The organism is Paenibacillus xylanexedens, assembly GCF_007676705.1.
Classification (GTDB): Bacteria; Bacillota; Bacilli; order Paenibacillales; family Paenibacillaceae; genus Paenibacillus; species Paenibacillus xylanexedens_C.
The window spans coordinates 2,040,462-2,058,956 of record NZ_VEBF01000001.1 but is presented as its reverse complement, the minus strand read 5'-3'; the positions used below and the strand labels follow the sequence as shown (position 1 = coordinate 2,058,956).

The window sequence follows — 18,495 nt, the reverse complement described above, 5'->3', positions numbered from 1 at the left end:
ATGAAGAGCCCAATAACTGAGCAGGAACATCGTCCCTGGTGGCAGCAGCCGCTACGTATCATCCAGCCGAATATGCAGGTCAAGGATACGGCTAAGATTAATCCCGAAAAGCTTGCAGATCAGATCATGGAGATGGGCGCCAATGCGATGGTGTTCAATACCGGTGGGATCTATGCCTGGTATTCATCCCAAGTGAAATATCATGTGCATAATGACTATTTGCCCCGAGACAGTGATCTGCTGCGGGAGTTGATCGACAGTTGTCATCAGCGGGGAATTCGATTTATCGCCCGCTTTGATTTCAGCAAGGCAGAGGACTCCGTCTATCTGCAGCGGCCCCAATGGTTTGCACGTAAGGAAGGAGGGCAACCGGATATTATTGGGGCTACACGCCCGGGTGCTTGGCCGCTTCTCATGTCGACCTGCATTAACGGGGGTTATCGGAACGAGGAATTGGCTGTTCCAGTCATTCGGGAGGCGCTGGAACGTTATGAGATTGACGGTGTTTTCTTTAACGCCCCCGGTTATGTCTTCTGCCAATGCTCCAAATGTCAGGAGAAATACAAAGGTCTATATGGTGCGGACCTGCCTGGAACATCTGCCGAGCTCGAGCACGATTTTGCTGCACGTTGCTTCGATGATAATCTGGGACGGATGTATCAGGAGATTAAGGAGATCCGTCCAGAGATACCAATGATTCTGTACTATAATCTGCACCGGGATCATCTGGAGAAGAGGGTTTCCATTACGGATATGCTCTGCACGGAGCCCCAGGATGTTCTGTCACTGGGACATACGCGCATACCGGAATTTTGGCAGCCGGCGCTTAGTATCAAAGTAGGGCGCTCCGTTCCTGGACGTCCGGATCCCTTCGGAATCATTCATTCCTGTCCGGGGATGGACTGGCGCCACACGGGGCTTCCACCAGCCGAGTACCGGTTCTGGCTCTCACAGATTCCGGCCAATGGAGGCCAACTCTGGCACTCCCTGACCGGGATTCCGGATACGATTACGGATAAGCGAATCTTGCGTACGGTGAGAGAAGTCAACACGGATGCAGCAAAACTTGCTTCATATATGGACGGTGCACAGCCAATATGTCAGGTAGCATTACTATGGAATGCGGATCGTTCTGCGGAAGGTCTGGCTGAAGCGCTGATTCATAAGCAAATTCCGTTTGAGATAATTCTGCCGGAACAGTTGGCAAGCGTGGATCTGCATCGGTACCAGGTCATTCTTTTGCCTGAAGGATGCACGTATCCGCCTGATTTTGCAAAATCATTACATGAATATGTGAGTCAAGGAGGGAGTGTGTTTGCAGAAGGGCAGTTGCCCATGGAAGAAAAGCAGAGCAAGTCCCTTTTGGCTGATCTGTTCGGTATTACCGGGGAAATGCAGGAAAGCGAGTATTTATTCGCTTCTTACTTGCGCTTCGAATCTTCGGCACCTGTAGGCAAAGACATACCTAAGGGTACGAACCCATTGCAGCGTGAACTGGAAGAGACTGAACTTATCCCCCATCGCGGCAAGGTAATGTACTGCCAACCGATCGATACAAATGTACAGGTGTTGGCAACATTGGTGCCTCCATTTTCTCCCTTGGAAAGTGTCGGCGCACCTCCTGAACGGGCTTCACTGGCTGTGAAGCAGACGGATCTGCCGCTGGCACTGCTTCGTACACTTGGAGGGGGGAAGGCGTGTTATCTCCCTTTTTCGCTTAGCAGTCTAATCCAGGAATTTAAGCTGGAGGAACATTTCAGACTCTTCGCTAACGCCGTAGACCTTCTGCTGGATGGAAAGGCATTGGTATCCGTAACAGCCATTCCGGGACTACAATTAACGGTTTTTCGCAAAGATGACGAGCTGCTTATTCATCTGGTCAACGGAGCAGGACGCAGACCATTGTCTTCCGTCCTTCCGCTCCATGATATTGGGATTACGGTGGGCTCTGGTGAGGGGAGACCTGCAGGAGAAGCGGAAGCCCTAATTACCGGAAATCTTCTGAAAACGCAATGGGTTGAAGGTGAATTGAAAATAAACGTTCCCCGATTGGATGTTTGGGAGTGTATCCGCATACCGCTCTTGATATAATGAACCCTAATAGTTGAGGGTAATGAGCATAAGGCAGCACACGGGGGTGATTCCATGAGACGTATCATGCATACCGTCCAATCCATATTGGATCGCTGGTTCGCAACGAATGGGTATTTGAAAAGGCTGATCTGGCTGGGCTGCATGTCGGTGGTCATTCCGGTGGTGCTTGCCGGAAGTGCGTATTATCATTTCTCCATGATCAAGTTGACCGGGCAGTTTCAGGATAACAACATGGCCTCTCTTAATTTGCTCAAAGACCGGGTCGAGAATATTCTGACCAATATTGAGCATGAATCAATGCAGCTCGCCAGTGGTCCCTTGATGCGTAATGCACTGGGGAATGCCAATTATGAGAGCGATTACTTTCTGCATCTGGATCTGCTGGAGTTGTTTCAACTTCACAAAAACACCAATAATCTGATTGAAGAAATGATCTATTTTGACGGCAGAACGGATATGGTTTTATCCCATTACTATGGATTGGTCCCGTTGGTAGATTACCGAGAGAAGCAGGATATGAAGGTCGCGCTTGAAGGAAGCCAAGGGGCAGGATGGATGTATCTGCCTGGGTCCGGAGAGGCGGGTTATATCTCCTATGTGAGACAACTGCCGATCATGGGTCAGGGGCCACCCAGTGGTGTGATCATTCTGCAGATGAAAGAACAGGCATTGCGAAGTCTGCTACGAAGTTATTCCGTTAGTCTGGAAGATCAGTCCCTGGCGATCTTGAATTCAGAACAACGAATTATTTTGCATACAGACGGACCCAAGGCAATTGGTACAGCGGCGTCTGATGATGCCATATTACAGCAGATTGCGTATCTGGAGGGGAGGGAAAGGTCAGGGCATGACGTACTGAAGGGAGAGCAGGGTAATGAACTTGTGGCTTATGTGGGAGCATCCATGGGAAGAACCTATGTGTCCCAGTTGCCCGAGCGGGAGATGATTGCCCAGTTGAACTGGATTCGCGTATTAATCCTGATCTGTGTGTCCATCTTTGTGTTCGTTGGATTATTGCTTACCTGGTTCAGCTCACGGCTAGCCTATAATCCAATTCAACAGTTGCTGCGTTACGGAGAACATCTGCGCAGAAATGGGCAGGAGTCAGCTCCCCAAGGGAACGAAATTGAATATATCAGGTCTTCACTTAGTTATCTCAACGACCAGACGGAGAAGCTTAACCGTTATATTGAGGGCATACAACCTGATTTGCGTGATCGTTTCTTTCAGAAGCTCTTGCAATTCAGCGGTTCATGGAGAGGCACTCCGTTTGCTGAGGAATGCGCCAGACATGATGTTTCAACCGAAGGACAGTACATTGTGCTGGTGGTGAAAGTAGAGAATCTGGTGAAGAAGAAACGTTTTTTACCAAGTGAAGGTCCCGTCATTGTTTTCGCTTTGAAAAATGTAATGGATGAACTGCTCAGTCAGAATGATGATCTTAGAGGATACGTGGTGGATAAAAATGATAGTGACTCCGTAGCAATATTACACTTTGATGCAGAGATGTCTTCTGTTGATATAAGGCAAAGGGTATGTCGCTATGCAGAGGATATTCATGACGCTCTGAATCAGTACCTCTCCTTCTCTGCTACGGTTGGTGTGGGCCGGTCAGTTCAACTTGAAACTGTAGCAGAGTCGTTCAGGGAAGCACAGCTTGCGCTGCAATACCGATTATTTGACGATGCGGAGAATGTACTGTTCTACGAAGATATTGTAGCGATCGAGCGAAATCCGGTGTTTATGTATCCGCGAGAGATGGAGACGGAGATGATGGAGTCATTATGGAATGGCACCCTTTCCGAAGCTGAAGATGTACTTCACAGGTTTTCCAAAAGGGTCCGTGGTTCCGAATCGTATACAATCATGATCCAGGGCTACCACATGCTGTTGTCGGCCATTATTCAATATATGGAAACCAAAGGACCAGGCATGCTTGAACGGCTTGGTGGGAATCTGTTCGATCAGTTGCAGGAGAATCAGACGTCACGAGAGATGCATGATTGGTTTATCGGTGTGTTGTTTCCGCTATGCATAGAGATCAGTCAAGATCTCCGTACACATTCATCCCGTCATATTGTGCAGCGTGTATGCGAGCACCTTAACCTTCAGCCTGAAGGTGTTCAATCCCTCTCGGATTGTGCGGAACTCGTGAACGTCAGCCCCTCCTATCTGAGCAGGCTCTTCAAGAAGGAGATGGGAGTATCCTTTATCGAATATCTGATGAATATGAAAGTGCAAAAAGCAAAGCAACTGCTAAAGGACACCGATTGTACCATTACGGAAATTGCCGAAAAGGTAGGCTATTCTGAACGTAATTTGAACCGTGCGTTTCAACGTTTCGTTCATATGTCCCCGAACCAATACCGCATGTCAGTTCGCTAGATTTGGAGACAAAAGATAGACGGCGGGGTACGAAAGCTTTAACATACAGATATAGCTATCGATCTCAGAACAAACACCTCACAAAACTTAGAGAAATAGGGAGGAAACCTGCGATGACAAATACAACGAAGGCACCTGGAGAGACGAAAGTTGGCTTTATTGGTACAGGCGTGATGGGTAAAAGCATGGCTGGGCACATCCAGCAAGCAGGATACCCGCTGCATGTCTACACGCGAACCGCTGCCAAAGCGGAAGCGTTGGTGAAGGAAGGTGCCGTATGGCATGACACACCAGGCAAACTGGCTGCCGCGTGTGATGTCATCATCACAATGGTGGGTTATCCAAAAGATGTGGAGGAGATTTATCTCGGGGAGGATGGTCTCGTAGCCAATGCCAAACCGGGTTCATATCTGATTGATATGACGACATCCAGTCCGCTACTGGCTGCACGAATCTTTGAAGCTGCTGAAGCCAGAGGATTGCATGCACTTGACGCGCCTGTGTCGGGCGGCGATATCGGAGCGCAGAACGCCAAGTTATCCATTATGGTTGGTGGTAGTTCGGAGGCCTTTGAAGCCGTTCATCCGTTGTTTGAGCAGATGGGCACCAACATTGTGCTGCAAGGCAAGGCAGGAGCCGGGCAGCATACCAAAATGTGCAACCAGATTGCCATTGCCTCTGGCATGATGGGCGTATGCGAAGCACTCGCCTATGCCAAGACGTCTGGTCTGGACGCAGAGACCGTGCTGAAGAGCATTGCTACCGGTGCAGCCGGAAGCTGGTCGCTCAGCAATCTCGGTCCGCGCATGATCGCAGGCGATTATGAGCCTGGATTCTATGTGAAACATTTTATCAAAGACATGGGAATTGCACTGGAGTCTGCAAAAGCGATGGGCATGAAAACGCCTGGGCTGGCTCTGGCCGAATCCCTATATCAGGAAATAGCGAATAATGGTCTGGATGAGAAAGGTACACAGGTACTCTACACCTATTATCTTCAGGCTTAACATCCAAGAGAACAGCAGCGTAATTCTTTTTCGATTCAGAAAAGATTGCGCTGTTTTTTTTCAATTTCCGGCCTGTTTATGCGTCTAAAGTCACAAAATTGGTTAAATGTTCATATGTACTTTGCATAATGGAGAGATTTTGATCGTTTTCCCTTTATTTTTCCCCCTCTTTATCCGACATAAGTAATAGAAGTTTACATAATGAATGTGTCAAAGGATGTTATTCCTCCTGTAATGGTCACCCGTAACCCACACTACAATAGAACGGAGCTTGCCCATGTTCAAGAAAATCCTGTCTCTGTTCAAGACACAGCCAGAGCTTGCGAACCAGATTACAGCCTCCGCTTCAGCGTTACCATCGACGACAACCATTCCCCCGCGTATGGTCCGTAGTAAGCGCAAGAAAAAAGCGGAGGGGGAATGGACACGCCAGCCGGAGGAGCCTAGTACATCAGATCAGCTGATTGGTCTCCCAAGTGAATATAAAGTGTTGAACGACTTACTTGTTACCAATCCGAAGTCACGCTCCGGTTATTCGCAGATTGATCATGTCGTGATCGGTCCGCGGGCAATCTTCGTCATCGAAACCCGGAATCTGACGACAGGTGAGATCCGCGGCGGCCGAAGAGAAGCCAATTGGTCGGTCAGCAGCAGCCGGGTCAAAATGTACAATCCGCTCATGCAGCATCGTGCCCATGTTGAAGCGATTCATGCACATCTCGGAGATTACAAAAGAGTACGTCTCGTCTCCATGGTCACCTTCACGAACCGTTGCCGTATCAGTGTTGATCCTGCTGTGAGATATGTGAATTCGGATGAATTGATCATCTACGACCATGAATTGGTAGAGACCATTCAGCGTAAGACAGAACGACTTGAGACTGAAGTTCCCGAAACAGTCTTTCAAGAGAAGGATATTCAGGCGATCTACGCTCTGCTCTCATCGGTCAATTCCACGGACCCTCAGATTCGGTCAGAACACATGGAGAAGGCCAAAGGTATCAAATAATCTTGCTTCACGAACACTGTTGTCCATATGGGCGACAGTGTTTTTGTGTTGCGGTGGTAGTTAATATAGGGATAGTAAAAGGCTTTAGACACAGGTATATCGTCGTATACAACCGATTTTCTACTTGTGATAGAATGTAGACCATGTCCAGTTGTGAATCAAGCATGTTATCTGAAAGGATATTGTTGTAAGTTATACAACCGATAAGGGGAAGATCATACGATGAAATGGAATGATATGATAAAGACACTCACTGTCATGGTCAGTTTGGCAGCGATTTTGACAGCTTGTGGTGGTGGAGCTAAAGAGACGTCATCGCCAGAGTCTGCTTCGGGTACAGAAGTTACTTCGTCGGAGACAAGCAGCTCGAATGCTACTGTAACAGAAACCGCAGCAACTGGTTCGAGTGGGAGTGAGGAGACAGGTTCAACTACAGAAAAATCTTCTTCAGCTGACGACGGCAAGATTGGAAAGGACTCCACACTGGAAGAGTTGAAGCAGCAGTATGCCGATAAGCTTGGTTATATCCGTATCCCGCTTACGGATCATCCGGTGCGTCGGGTCAGTGAGGAAGGTTCCAAAAATATTAATGTGGCCAACTATAGCGATGCCGTTGTGGACATGAATGCGGGGGTACCGATTCATTCCGATTCGCAGCGATTGATTGATGATGCCTTTCCTTTTTTCACAACCGTACAAGCACCTGACGAATCTTATGTAACCTGGGAAGAAGCAACGAATCTGGAACGTGCCATGGTGAAAACGCTATTTATCGCCCGTGAAGGTCTGCTGATTACCGAAGATGCGATGAAAAATAAGGATTACAGCAGTACATCGTTCCAGGATTCCAAGGATTTCTTCAGCATTACCGCGAAATTTGAATCCATGGCACCTGTTGCACAGCATCCTTATGACATCACATTGACTACCCTATACGATAAGGCTCGCACTTCGTGGGGCAAGCTTGCTGAGATGGACCCGGAGCAGGATGAAGCGGCGTTTGCTGAGATGTACAAGACTACGAGGACTGATGCCAATAATGTCATGGGGTTGCTTAATGTTGTGTTGTCTACAAATGAGGAAGAACGGATCAAAGAGATTTACGGGGAATAAAAATGCCATGATCCAGAGTTAATCTGGATCATCCCGGGAACATGTCTGGATCACATGCCTTCAAACTCTGACTACCGATTGAAGCGGGGTCAGGGTTTTTCTGGTTTTTTCCAATAGGTGTATGATATGTTTTTAGGAGTAAGACATGTACGGAATATAGGTGAGGTGCGTGAAAGATGTGGTGGATGAACTTTTGTAAACGCTTTAAATTTAAAACAAAGCTAATCTTGTTTTTATCTACCGCAACGGTCTTAATCTCCGGAATCACAGGGTTGATCACCTATCGCATCCATATCGACCTGTTCAATGAAGAGGTCAGTCGCCAGTATAGTCTTACCGCAGAGCAGATTCTTGCACGTCTGGATTCCAGGGTACACGACATGTACAAAGTCACCGATTATATCACACTGAATCCCTCCGTGAAAAATGCCATCAAAGCACAGACCTCAGGCATCTCGTCCTATGATCAGATGAAGCTGGAAGATGAACTGGATGATCAGTTGTATCAGGTAAGGCTGGATGCACCGGAGATCATGGGGCTCCGCATATATGATCTGAAGGAAAACATATTTAATCTCGGCGCCTTTGCTGGCTCGTTTCAACAGATGGACCCTTCCTATCTTGCAGAAATGGTTCATAGACTGGAAGGAACGGGCGGCGAATATGGTTGGAATCGTTTGGGGCCGGATGCCTTCTTGCAGGAGGAACAATCCAATTGGATTCTGGCGGGACGATTAATGCGGTCTGTTGATCTGGAGACCTATGGCGTCATGTTAATTCTGTTTAACACCTCGTTGTTCGAATCTTATCTCAAAGATCTGCGACTGAATGAGGAAGTGGCTGTCTACTTGTTTGACGCAGATGGTGAGCTTCTTTATGCCTTTCATAATCAGGATGCAGATCCACCACCGCTTACCGAGCTAAGCCTAGGGGCGACCGAGATCAGGGACGAGCTGGGAACAACCCACTTGTATACGAAACAAACGTCAGACAAAGCGGGCTTTACGTTGGTCAGCAAGGTCTCACTCGCTCAGATTCAGAACAAGGGAAAGATCATTGTAAAAGTTGCCGTGTTCTCTGCGGTAGCGAGCGTATTATGCTCATGGCTTATCATTACCGTAATTAGCGGCAGACTGTTGCGTCCACTGGCGAGTCTGGTCAATGCGATGAAAAGAGTCCGTGATGGACAGTTTGATACACGGGTAAGGATTGAGACCCGGGATGAGCTCGGCTTCATCGGTGAACGATTCAATGCGATGGCGTCCCGGATTGATACGCTGATCCATGAAGTGTATGAACGGGAACTCAGTGAAAAAGAAGCCGAACTCAAAGCCATTCAGGCCCAGCTGAATCCCCATTTTCTGTATAACACACTCAGCATGTTTTTCTGGAAGTTCTATATGCTTGGCGATGAAAAATCGGCTCGCCTGGTCACTGCATTGTCGGAGATGCTGCAGTATACGCTGGAGCCCGTGCAGCGACTAACGACCGTACAGGATGAGATGAAGCAAATTGATCATTACCTGCAGATTCAGCAGGCTCGGTATCAGGAAGCTTTGTCGATAGAAATTACCGTTCCTAATGAATTGCTTCGCTGTCAGGTGATCCGACTGTTGCTTCAGCCCATCGTGGAGAATGTTTTTGTTCATGCCTTCTCGGACAAAAGGAACAACCGTCATCTGGCAATTCGTTGCTCGCGGCAAAACGGGCATGAGGGAGAACCGGATCTGCTCATCATTGAGATCTCAGATAACGGCTGTGGCATGTATGTATCGGTCATTGAAAACATTATGACGCCAGTGGCACATGTGGATGACGAACGCCAGCACATTGGTATGCGGAGTGTACTTCGAAGAATTGAGTTGATTCATGGCGAACCCTACGGTGTACAGATCGAGTCGACTGTGGGTGAGGGTACGCTGGTGCGTCTACGTTTGCCTTATCAGATTGGTGAGGGACTCATGCCGGGAAATTCAGGTGACTGAGAGGAGTAGGTTCTGTGAATGGACGTATGCTTGTGGTGGATGATGAAGTATTATTTCGTCAGGGGTTGATTCATCTGGTTTGCAATAACCCCCTCGGCTGGGAGGTCGTTGGGGAAGCGGCCGATGGAGAAGAAGCGATACAGGCTGTACACAGCTGCACACCTGACCTGATCATTACGGACATCAATATGCCTGTGATGGATGGTCTGGACCTTGCCGAACGCATATACGAGAGCGGACTGGACATCATGATTATCATTTTGACCGGATATCGTGAGTTCGAATATGCACAACGTGCCATCCGTTATGGGGCGATTGAATTTTTGTTGAAGCCGTTCTCGCTCGATGAAGTATGTCAGGTGTTGCAAAAGGCACATGAACGATATCGCCGGAAACAGTCTGACATTCGGATCAGGGAACAATACAGCCAGGTGGACCGTACCGAGAGACTGCGAGAGGAACTGACTTCACTGGTGCTTCATCATCAATTCGGAGAGATAATGAATCGGATCGAGATATTGCTGGAAGAAGTGTCCGGGATGAGCTTGTCGCAAGGCAAAGCGGAGATTCATATGCTTATGAAGGTCATCATGGACTTGATGGTACAACAGCTTCAGCCTCAGGAATCCGGTGGGATGGACTCAACTGCCCCAGATCCACTACTTTGGATTCATACCATTCCTGAAGTCATCGCTTGGGCCCGTTGCAAGAGTGAAGAGTGGGTGGATATGCTGATGCGGCTAACTCAGGAACAGCAGGATCATGTCGTTACACGAGTCATGCAGTATATTGAAATGAACTATTCCAGCACCTGCACTTTGCAGGCCGTGGCTGCCCATGTTCATGTGACACCCAACTACTTGAGCCATTTGTTTAAAAAAGAGACAGGACAAGGCTTCAGCCAATATGTCAGTAAGCGCCGAATTGATAAGGCTAAGCTGCTACTGCACAGCACTCGGCAGAGCATGGCAGATATAGCGGAACTGACCGGGTTCGATAACTCCAGTTATTTTACAACCGTATTCAAACAGATGACGGGGGTATCGCCCCGCGAATATCGCAAGCAAGTAGCCAAGTGAAGTGCCTGGATTAGTGATGTAGCAATCCCTCTTGAACTGCTGCAGGGTCAACCCCACCATGTGGGGTTATTTTTGCGTAGAAAATTATAAAAGGATCGTTAAATAACAAATGTTTACGCTTACATTTTTATCTAAAATACAACTATAGTACATCAACAGCAGAGAGGAGTGATGGATGTGAAGGGGGAACTGACCGCAGGTCCGCCGTCTGGATTGCAACCGCCGGACAGTGAGATGAAGCATCGGATTCGGCAACAGCGACTGCGACGATTCAAGATGAATATTCCGTTAATCTTGATGTTTGTGCCAGTGATTATGTTCTATCTTACCTTTCGTTATGCACCCATCGGAGGTCTGGTCATGGCCTTCAAGGATTACAACTTCTATGACGGTCTATGGGATAGTCCATGGGTGGGCTTTCAGCATTTTCAGACACTGTTCAGCGATCCGCGCACGGTGGAGATTATTCGCAACACCTTGTTCCTCAGTCTCTTAAGCATTATTATCGGATTTCCCATTCCGATCATTCTGGCCATCATGCTCAATGAAGTGCGAAACATGGCATTCAAGCGAACGGTACAGACGGTAGTCTATATGCCACATTTCTTCTCCTGGGTCATCATTGCGATGATGATCATGACGGTCTTCTCTTTGGAAAATGGGATCGTAAACCGCTGGGTTGAGGCCTGGACGGGAGCGCCTTATCCCTTCATGTACAACAAGGGCTCATGGGTTGCGGTATTTGTCGGCTCAGGGATCTGGAAAGACATGGGCTTCAATGCCATCATTTTTCTCGCGGCACTAACGACCATTGATCCGAGCCAGTATGAGGCTGCACAGATGGATGGAGCCAGCAAAATGCGTCAGATCTGGCATGTCACCCTGCCCGGTATACGCTCCACCATTATTCTCCTGCTGATCCTGTCGATGGGAAGAGTGATGGAGGTCGGATTCGATCAGGTATACATGCTTCAGAATTCCAATGTCAACGAAATAGCGGATGTCATCAGTACGTATATCTACCGCACGGGTCTTCAGGGAGCACAGTTCAGCCTGACGACGGCGATGGGATTGTTCGAATCCCTGGTTGCATTTATTCTCATTTTCAGTGCCAATTATATCGCACGTCGATTTAACGAAGGTTTGTGGTAGGGAGGGAGAGCAACATGAGAAAAACCAAAGGTGAAAAAGTCTTTTACCTAATCAATTATGTATTGTTGTCACTGGTTGCCATCAGCTGTATCCTGCCCTTACTGAACATCGTTGCCTTGTCATTTAGTGATGCGAGAGCGGTCGTTTCAGGTCAAGTGGGGTTATGGCCCGTCGATTTCACCTGGTTCTCCTACCACAGCCTAATTACGGGAACACCAATTCTGAATGCATTCTGGAATAGTGTGGAGATCACATTGATCGGTACAGGGCTGAGCATGGCGGTGACGATTATGGCGGCATATCCCCTGTCACGCAGACATTTTTACCACCGGCGCTTTTTTACGATGGCGATGGTATTCACGATGATTTTTAACGGTGGACTCATTCCAACGTACTTGGTCGTGCAAAATCTCGGTCTTGTGAACAGTTACGGTGCGCTTTGGCTACCGGGCCTGGTGAGCACGTATAACATGCTGATCATGCGATCTTATTTTGAAAATCTCCCGGGAGAAGTAGACGAGGCCGCGCGCATCGATGGTTGTGGTGAACTGGGGCTTTTGTTCCGAATCGTGTTGCCATTATCCAAACCTTTACTGGCGACTATTGCCCTCTTTTACGGCGTAGGTTACTGGAATTCGTTCATGAGTGTGATGATTTATATCAATGATACGTCCAAATACAACATGACCGTGCTCGTCCAGAATATGATTATGTCCAATCTGAATGTACAGGATTTTACCGATCCAACGATGATATCGAATCTGACCCCGGAAGGCATCCGGGCAGCGGCTGTCATTGTGATGGTCATACCCATTTTGGCGGTGTATCCATTCTTGCAGAAGTACTTCGTTAAAGGGGTCATGCTTGGATCAATTAAAGGTTAAGGCAGGCTGCAGGTTAACCCGCATGGGTTCATATTACAGGAGAGAAAGAGGGTCTTATCTATGGCGTTAACGATGAAGGCATGGATGAAGTCGGGTCTCGTTCTGGGCTTGATCGGTGGTTTACTGGCGGGATGTACAGGAGATAACGGTAGCGAACAGGCGGAAGGCGAAGGCAACAGGGGGAACATCACGTCAACGATCTATGATCGGGGCGCGGTCCCAAGCGGCATGGGTACGATCGAAGATAACATGTGGTCCAAGTGGATCAACGAGAATGGGCCGGCTAATGTAAAATATACAGCAGTTCCCCGCTGGGAATCCCAGTCCAAACTTAACGTATTATTCGCTTCTGGCAGTGCACCGGATATTATTTTTGAATTCGGTACGCCCATCCGTAACACACTGTTTAATCAAAAACAACTGATGCCGCTGGATGAGTTGATCGAGAACTCGAGCGTGGAGTACAAAGCCTTGATGGAGAAATATCCCCAGCTCAAGAAGGCCGGCATCAAAAGCGATGGTAAGCTCTATGAAGTGGGACGTATGAACGAGGTGTTTCCACTGACGAGCTTTTTCATACGGGAAGACTGGCTGGAAAAGTTGAATCTGGAGGTACCGACCAATGAGGAAGAGATGCTGGCGGTAGCCAAGGCCTTCACGGAAAATGATCCCGATGGAAACGGAGCTAAGGATACATACGGCATCGGTGGATTTCAGTTCGGCGATACAGCGGGTCTATTCCGCTATATGTACAACGCCAACTGGGTCAATGTGGAGGACGGGGAGATGGTAGTCGGTCCCAATAACATGAAAGAAGCCACAGCATTCAAACGTGCATTGTATGAAGCAGGCGTGGTGGATAAGGACTTACTGACCGACAAGGATGGGGCCAAGGCGAAGCAGGATTTCCTGAATGGAAAAATCGGTATGTACGCGGCCATGACTTCGGATTATACCGGGTTTGCAGCGAAGGAACTGGATACACTGATGCAAAATGTTCCTGAGGCTAAATTAAAGGTCATCGCTCTGCCAACCACGTCCGTAGGGCAACACACGATGGTGTGGAATAACCCGGTTCAGATGACTGCAGCTGTGAATGCGCGAGCCAAAAATCCGGAAGCAGTCATGCAATATATCGATTTTCTGACCAAAACAGAGTCAGGCCGTACCTTCAAAAATGGATATGAAGGCACGCATTATACGTTGAACGATCAAGGCTGTCCGCGTATCTCGGATCAGGAGAAATACAAGCAGGAGATCAGCTGGGCAGGCGATTACGCCATGCTGTATAGTCGCTTGGAGGAAGGCAAATGTGGGTACACTGAAATGTTGTTCAGCGAAGAGATTCCGTCGCAGAAGGAAGGACTTCGACTTTTTAAGGAAGCGCGTGAGGTATACATGACGGATCTTCCGGTGGGAGAGGGCGTTACCCATTCGGAACATATGCCGCAATTGCCGAAGGAACTCCAGGTGAAGCTGACCAATGTGACGACAGCCATTAACGATATCTTTACCCGTTCCATCATTGGCGGAAGCAAATATACAGTGGAACAGGCTGCTGCCGAAGCACAGCAGAAGTGGGAACAGGGCGGTGGCCCGGAGATTGAAGCATGGTACAAAGACTGGTGGAGCAAGGAAAAGGATAATGTACTGGTCTGGGACGATTTCTATGAAATCTATGAACAGCAACAGGCTGATTTTGAAAAATCGAAGTGAATTCAAGAATTCAAATCATTCATAAGATTTATAATTTTGGTGTTGGTAGAAATAAGCGCTCTGATCCCTTGATCAGAGCCTTTTTACGTGAATATTTGCCTGAAAAATGAAGTGAATAGGAAGTTCTCGCATCTTCCTTGAAACTATATCCAGAACGATGCGTATCATAAGGTATTAATTGTTTTTTAATGTAGAATATTGCCGTATTTCAGAGTATAGTTAAGGAATAATTTAACTTATATTCAATCATGATGTAGGGATGAAAATTACTGAAAATCATGAAAAGGTGGAAAGAACAGCATGTATGAAACTATTGGAGGTTGAGTATGAGTTCATTTAAAGGCTGGTTAAATTCAACAAAACAAGGACTTGAAGAGCAAGTCAAAAAGTTTAAAAATAAAGATTTTATGGACGCCGTAGTTGCAGGTTGTGCACTGGTTGCTTTTGCGGATGGTTCCATTGATGAAGCCGAGAAAAACAAGATGGCCGGCTATATTAAACTGAGTCAGGAATTGAAAGTATTCGACATGGGAGAAGTGATTACACGCTTCAATCATTACGTGGCGAACTTTGAATTCTCTCCGGAGATCGGGAAGCAGGAAGCGCTGAAAGCTATTGGGAAATTCAAATCCAAGCCGGATGTAGGCCGCGTTATTGTAGGCGTGTGCAGTGCGATTGGTTCAGCTGATGGCAACTTTGATGATCAGGAGAAAAGAGTCGTTGCCGAGATATGCAATGTGCTTGGTCTGAACCCGGGTGAATTCAATCTCTAAGTAGCTATTTTACATGTGAAGGGAGGTGAAAATCAGTGGCAAGCATTAATTTGGTCAAAGGACAGAAGATTGATTTAACCAAAGGCAATGCAGGACTTACTGAGGTGATTGCTGGTCTCGGTTGGGACCCGGTAACTGCCAAAGGGTTCTTCGGAAGAAAGAAACAAGCGGATGTCGATTGTGATGCATCGGCGATCATGTTGAATGAAGAAGGCAAGTTGGTGAAGGACTCCAACCTGGTTTGCTTCCACAACAAGCAAAGTGCATGTCGTTCGGTTATCCATTCAGGTGACAATCTAACAGGTCAGGGAGACGGTGACGACGAACAGATCAAAATGGATCTGTCCCGTATTCCTGCTGATGTTCATAAAGTATTAATCGTTGTTAATATCTACGATTGCGTCAATCGCAAACAAGATTTTGGCATGATTGAGAAGGCTTATATTCGTATTCTGGATGGTAAAAATTCCAGTGAGCTGGTGAAGTTCAATCTATCCGATAACTACACAGGTTCAACAGCGTTGATCTGTGGTGAATTGTATCGTCATGGAGGTGAATGGAAATTCTCGGCAATTGGAGAGGGTTCCCATGCGGTACATATCAACGAACTCGCTCGTAAGTACTCCTAAGTACAAGATTTAATCTAATTCGACAATAATCCTAATATTCATATGTAACGATAACTACAATAAATTATAAATAAGCGAGGATGATCAACGATGGCAATTAATCTCTCCAAAGGTCAAAAGATCGATCTGACTAAAACGAATCCAGGTCTGACTAAAATTACAGTAGGTTTGGGCTGGGATACCAACAAGTATGATGGCGGAAAAGACTTTGACCTGGACGTATCGGTATTCTGTGCCAATGCAAACGGTAAAGTAGAAGGCGAGAAAAACTTCATCTTCTTCAACAATCCACAAAATGAAAATGGTTCTGTTGTTCACACCGGTGACAACCGTACAGGAGATGGCGATGGTGATGATGAGCAGATCAATATCGACCTACCTAACGTACCCGCCAATGTAGAGAAAATTGCATTCGCCATTACGATCTACGAAGCTACGGAACGTAGCCAGAACTTCGGACAAGTCTCCCGTGCTTATGTGCGAATCGTCAACGAAGCAAACAACGAAGAATTGATTCGTTTCGATCTGGGAGAAGACTTCTCCATTGAAACGGGTGTAGTTGTTGGTGAATTGTATCGTCATAGCGGCGAATGGAAGTTCAGTGCCATCGGTAGTGGTTACCAGGATGGATTGGTTGGATTGACACGCGACTACGGTTTGCAATAGGACGTACAGTACGACTTACAGGATGGGAAGAACCGTCTCCTGGACGGTTCTCCTTTTCATTTAATCACATATCTTGGAAAGGTGGAAAAACAAATGACGATCAGTCTTGCCAAAGGACAACGTATTGACCTGACTAAGACGAATCCGGGCCTTACCCGTGTCGTGGTTGGGTTAGGTTGGGATACGAACAAATATCGTGGTGGAGTCGATTTTGACCTGGACGCTTCGGCTTTTTTGCTGTACGAAGATGGCAAAGCCAAAGGTACGGATGATTTTGTTTTTTACAACAATCCAAGCGGTGGTGCGGGTTCGGTCACACATACCGGTGACAATCGTACGGGTGAGGGTGACGGCGACGATGAGCAAGTTGTCGTTGACTTCAGCAAAATCCCTGCGCACATTCACCGGATCGGGATTACGGTAACGATCTATGATGGAGATGGACGAGGGCAGAATTTCGGACAAGTCTCCAACGCTTTTGTTCGTGTTGTTGATGCTGCAAGCGATCGGGAAGTGCTTCGTTTCGACCTGGGAGAAGACTACTCCACGGAAACAGCTGTGGTGTTCTGTGAATTTTACCGTGCAGGTGCGGACTGGAAATTCCAAGCGGTAGGCAGCGGCTTTACAGGCGGACTATCTGCTTTATGCAAACATTACGGACTGGATGCACAATAACTTGGCATAAGAAAGGTGAGTCTGCTATGGCGATTTCTGTCGTGAAAGGCCAGAAGAGTGATCTGACCAAAACCAATCCGGGCTTGTCTCGTTTAACCGTAGGCATTGGTTGGGAGGCAGCTTCCGGAGTGGAACTGGACACATCGGCATTCCTTCTGGGTTCAGACAATAAAGTAGCTGGAGATGAGGATTTTATCTTCTATAACCAACCTACTACCTCGTTCATCACGTATATGGATGGTGGGCAGGTAGGTGGCGAAAAGAAACAGTTCGCCATTGATCTTGGCAAAATCCCTGCCCGAATTGAGAAAATCGCCTTCAGCCTGACGATTCATGACGGTGAAGCACGACGCCATGATTTTGGACAGGTACAGCATGGTTTTCTACGGTTTGCCGATGCAGCTACAGGTCAGGAAGTGATGAGATATGATCTGGGAAGCGGTTTTACAGTGGAGACCGCGATTGTCATCGGTGAATTGTATCGCCATAACGGAGAATGGAAGTTTAATGCTATAGGATCGGGTTTTGCAGGTGGCTTGAATGCACTATGCGCCAACTTTGGTGTGGATGTGGATGGTGGATCAGATTCTGCGCCAAGCACATCAACCATTCCCCCGACAGCTGCCCCGACTCCACCACCCCCGGTACCCGTACCTGAGCCGACGCCTGCTCCTGTGAATTCGATCAATTTCAGCAAAATTGAATTGAAGAAGAAAGGTGACACCATTAACCTCAAGAAAAATGCAGGGGGACTTGGTGAAATCCTGATTAACCTGAACTGGAATCAACAGGGTGGCAAAGGGTTATTTGGTCGTAACAAGAGTATTGATCTGGATTTGGGTTGCCTGTTCGAGATGAAGGATGGTACAAGGGATGTGATCCAGGCCTTGGGACAAACATTTGGTTCGCTGAACCGTTTTCCTTATATTGCTCTGGATGGGGATGACCGGACGGGATCAGTTAAGACGGGAGAGAATCTACGGATTAATGGTGGCCGTATCTCGGAAATTGAGCGCATCCTGGTATTTACCTACATTTATGGCGGCGTGGCCAACTGGTCTCAAGTAGACGGTGTGGTAACCATCCAACAGAAGGATGGTCCAGATATCATTGTCCGAATGAATGAATACGGAAGTCCACTCGGCATGTGTGGCATTGCCATGTTACGCAATGTGAACAATGAGACATTCAGTATTGAACGAATTGTGCAGTTCTATAATGGGCATCAGGCGTTAGACGAGGCCCATGATTGGGGAATGCAGTGGGTTGCTGGAAGAAAATAATCATTCGTATTTATTCAATCCCTCCAGATTAAGGAGGGATTGGTT

15 protein-coding genes are annotated in these 18,495 nt (G+C 47.4%); all 15 read left to right on the top strand.

What is annotated here, in order from left to right; translation table 11 throughout:
- The 15 genes from FS628_RS09245 to FS628_RS09175 all read left to right on the top strand — a co-directional run bounded on the left by FS628_RS09245 (nt 1) and on the right by FS628_RS09175 (nt 18,450).
- Nucleotides 1-2,091 carry an alpha-amylase family protein gene (locus FS628_RS09245; protein WP_145321045.1) on the top strand — a complete coding sequence of 697 codons (2,091 nt, stop codon included), beginning with the start codon at nt 1-3 and terminating at the stop codon, nt 2,089-2,091.
- 54 nt (nt 2,092-2,145) lie between these two features.
- The gene (locus tag FS628_RS09240) at nt 2,146-4,479 is read left to right on the top strand and encodes a helix-turn-helix domain-containing protein (RefSeq protein ID WP_145321043.1); all 2,334 of its coding nucleotides are present in this window, start codon (nt 2,146-2,148) and stop codon (nt 4,477-4,479) included.
- Between the two features lie 113 nt (nt 4,480-4,592).
- A complete protein-coding gene (locus FS628_RS09235) occupies nt 4,593-5,486 on the top strand; it encodes an NAD(P)-dependent oxidoreductase (protein WP_145321041.1) in 894 nt (297 codons plus the stop codon).
- 277 nt (nt 5,487-5,763) lie between these two features.
- Nucleotides 5,764-6,495, top strand: coding sequence for a nuclease-related domain-containing protein (locus FS628_RS09230; RefSeq protein WP_145321039.1), 732 nt, complete (start codon nt 5,764-5,766; stop codon nt 6,493-6,495).
- A gap of 222 nt (nt 6,496-6,717) precedes the next feature.
- The gene (locus tag FS628_RS09225) at nt 6,718-7,608 is read left to right on the top strand and encodes a hypothetical protein (RefSeq protein WP_145321037.1); all 891 of its coding nucleotides are present in this window, start codon (nt 6,718-6,720) and stop codon (nt 7,606-7,608) included.
- Nucleotides 7,609-7,880: 272 nt separating this feature from the next.
- Nucleotides 7,881-9,593 (top strand): cache domain-containing sensor histidine kinase, encoded by a 1,713-nt coding sequence (locus tag FS628_RS09220; protein ID WP_186327750.1) that lies wholly within the window; start codon nt 7,881-7,883, stop codon nt 9,591-9,593.
- A gap of 14 nt (nt 9,594-9,607) precedes the next feature.
- Nucleotides 9,608-10,672, top strand: a complete 1,065-nt coding sequence (locus tag FS628_RS09215; protein WP_145321033.1) for a response regulator transcription factor — start codon at nt 9,608-9,610, stop codon at nt 10,670-10,672.
- Between the two features lie 234 nt (nt 10,673-10,906).
- Nucleotides 10,907-11,824: an ABC transporter permease gene (locus FS628_RS09210; protein ID WP_260870992.1), complete on the top strand. Its 918-nt coding sequence runs from the start codon at nt 10,907-10,909 to the stop codon at nt 11,822-11,824.
- Nucleotides 11,825-11,838: 14 nt separating this feature from the next.
- Entirely contained in the window at nt 11,839-12,708 is an 870-nt protein-coding gene (locus FS628_RS09205; protein WP_145321031.1) for a carbohydrate ABC transporter permease, read from the top strand.
- Between the two features lie 60 nt (nt 12,709-12,768).
- Nucleotides 12,769-14,424, top strand: a complete 1,656-nt coding sequence (locus tag FS628_RS09200; RefSeq protein ID WP_145321029.1) for an extracellular solute-binding protein — start codon at nt 12,769-12,771, stop codon at nt 14,422-14,424.
- Between the two features lie 326 nt (nt 14,425-14,750).
- Nucleotides 14,751-15,197, top strand: a complete 447-nt coding sequence (locus tag FS628_RS09195; protein ID WP_145321028.1) for a tellurite resistance TerB family protein — start codon at nt 14,751-14,753, stop codon at nt 15,195-15,197.
- Nucleotides 15,198-15,232: 35 nt separating this feature from the next.
- Nucleotides 15,233-15,826 carry a TerD family protein gene (locus FS628_RS09190; protein ID WP_145321026.1) on the top strand — a complete coding sequence of 198 codons (594 nt, stop codon included), beginning with the start codon at nt 15,233-15,235 and terminating at the stop codon, nt 15,824-15,826.
- A 90-nt stretch (nt 15,827-15,916) separates the two neighbouring features.
- Nucleotides 15,917-16,492 (top strand): TerD family protein, encoded by a 576-nt coding sequence (locus tag FS628_RS09185; protein ID WP_145321024.1) that lies wholly within the window; start codon nt 15,917-15,919, stop codon nt 16,490-16,492.
- 93 nt (nt 16,493-16,585) lie between these two features.
- Entirely contained in the window at nt 16,586-17,167 is a 582-nt protein-coding gene (locus FS628_RS09180; RefSeq protein ID WP_145321022.1) for a TerD family protein, read from the top strand.
- Nucleotides 17,168-17,193: 26 nt separating this feature from the next.
- A complete protein-coding gene (locus FS628_RS09175; protein ID WP_145321020.1) occupies nt 17,194-18,450 on the top strand; it encodes a TerD family protein in 1,257 nt (418 codons plus the stop codon).
- The last annotated feature ends 45 nt before the right edge of the window (nt 18,451-18,495 follow it).

What these genes read in the sequence shown, in the direction of transcription:
- FS628_RS09205 (WP_145321031.1), top strand. Translation starts at nt 11,839, where the DNA reads ATGAGAAAAACCAAAGGTGAAAAAGTCTTTTACCTAATCAATTATGTA.
- FS628_RS09195 (WP_145321028.1), top strand. Translation starts at nt 14,751, where the DNA reads ATGAGTTCATTTAAAGGCTGGTTAAATTCAACAAAACAAGGACTTGAA.
- FS628_RS09200 (WP_145321029.1), top strand. Translation starts at nt 12,769, where the DNA reads ATGGCGTTAACGATGAAGGCATGGATGAAGTCGGGTCTCGTTCTGGGC.
- FS628_RS09225 (WP_145321037.1), top strand. Translation starts at nt 6,718, where the DNA reads ATGAAATGGAATGATATGATAAAGACACTCACTGTCATGGTCAGTTTG.
- FS628_RS09240 (WP_145321043.1), top strand. Translation starts at nt 2,146, where the DNA reads ATGAGACGTATCATGCATACCGTCCAATCCATATTGGATCGCTGGTTC.
- FS628_RS09185 (WP_145321024.1), top strand. Translation starts at nt 15,917, where the DNA reads ATGGCAATTAATCTCTCCAAAGGTCAAAAGATCGATCTGACTAAAACG.
- FS628_RS09235 (WP_145321041.1), top strand. Translation starts at nt 4,593, where the DNA reads ATGACAAATACAACGAAGGCACCTGGAGAGACGAAAGTTGGCTTTATT.
- FS628_RS09175 (WP_145321020.1), top strand. Translation starts at nt 17,194, where the DNA reads ATGGCGATTTCTGTCGTGAAAGGCCAGAAGAGTGATCTGACCAAAACC.
- FS628_RS09180 (WP_145321022.1), top strand. Translation starts at nt 16,586, where the DNA reads ATGACGATCAGTCTTGCCAAAGGACAACGTATTGACCTGACTAAGACG.
- FS628_RS09230 (WP_145321039.1), top strand. Translation starts at nt 5,764, where the DNA reads ATGTTCAAGAAAATCCTGTCTCTGTTCAAGACACAGCCAGAGCTTGCG.
- FS628_RS09245 (WP_145321045.1), top strand. Translation starts at nt 1, where the DNA reads ATGAAGAGCCCAATAACTGAGCAGGAACATCGTCCCTGGTGGCAGCAG.
- FS628_RS09210 (WP_260870992.1), top strand. Translation starts at nt 10,907, where the DNA reads ATGAAGCATCGGATTCGGCAACAGCGACTGCGACGATTCAAGATGAAT.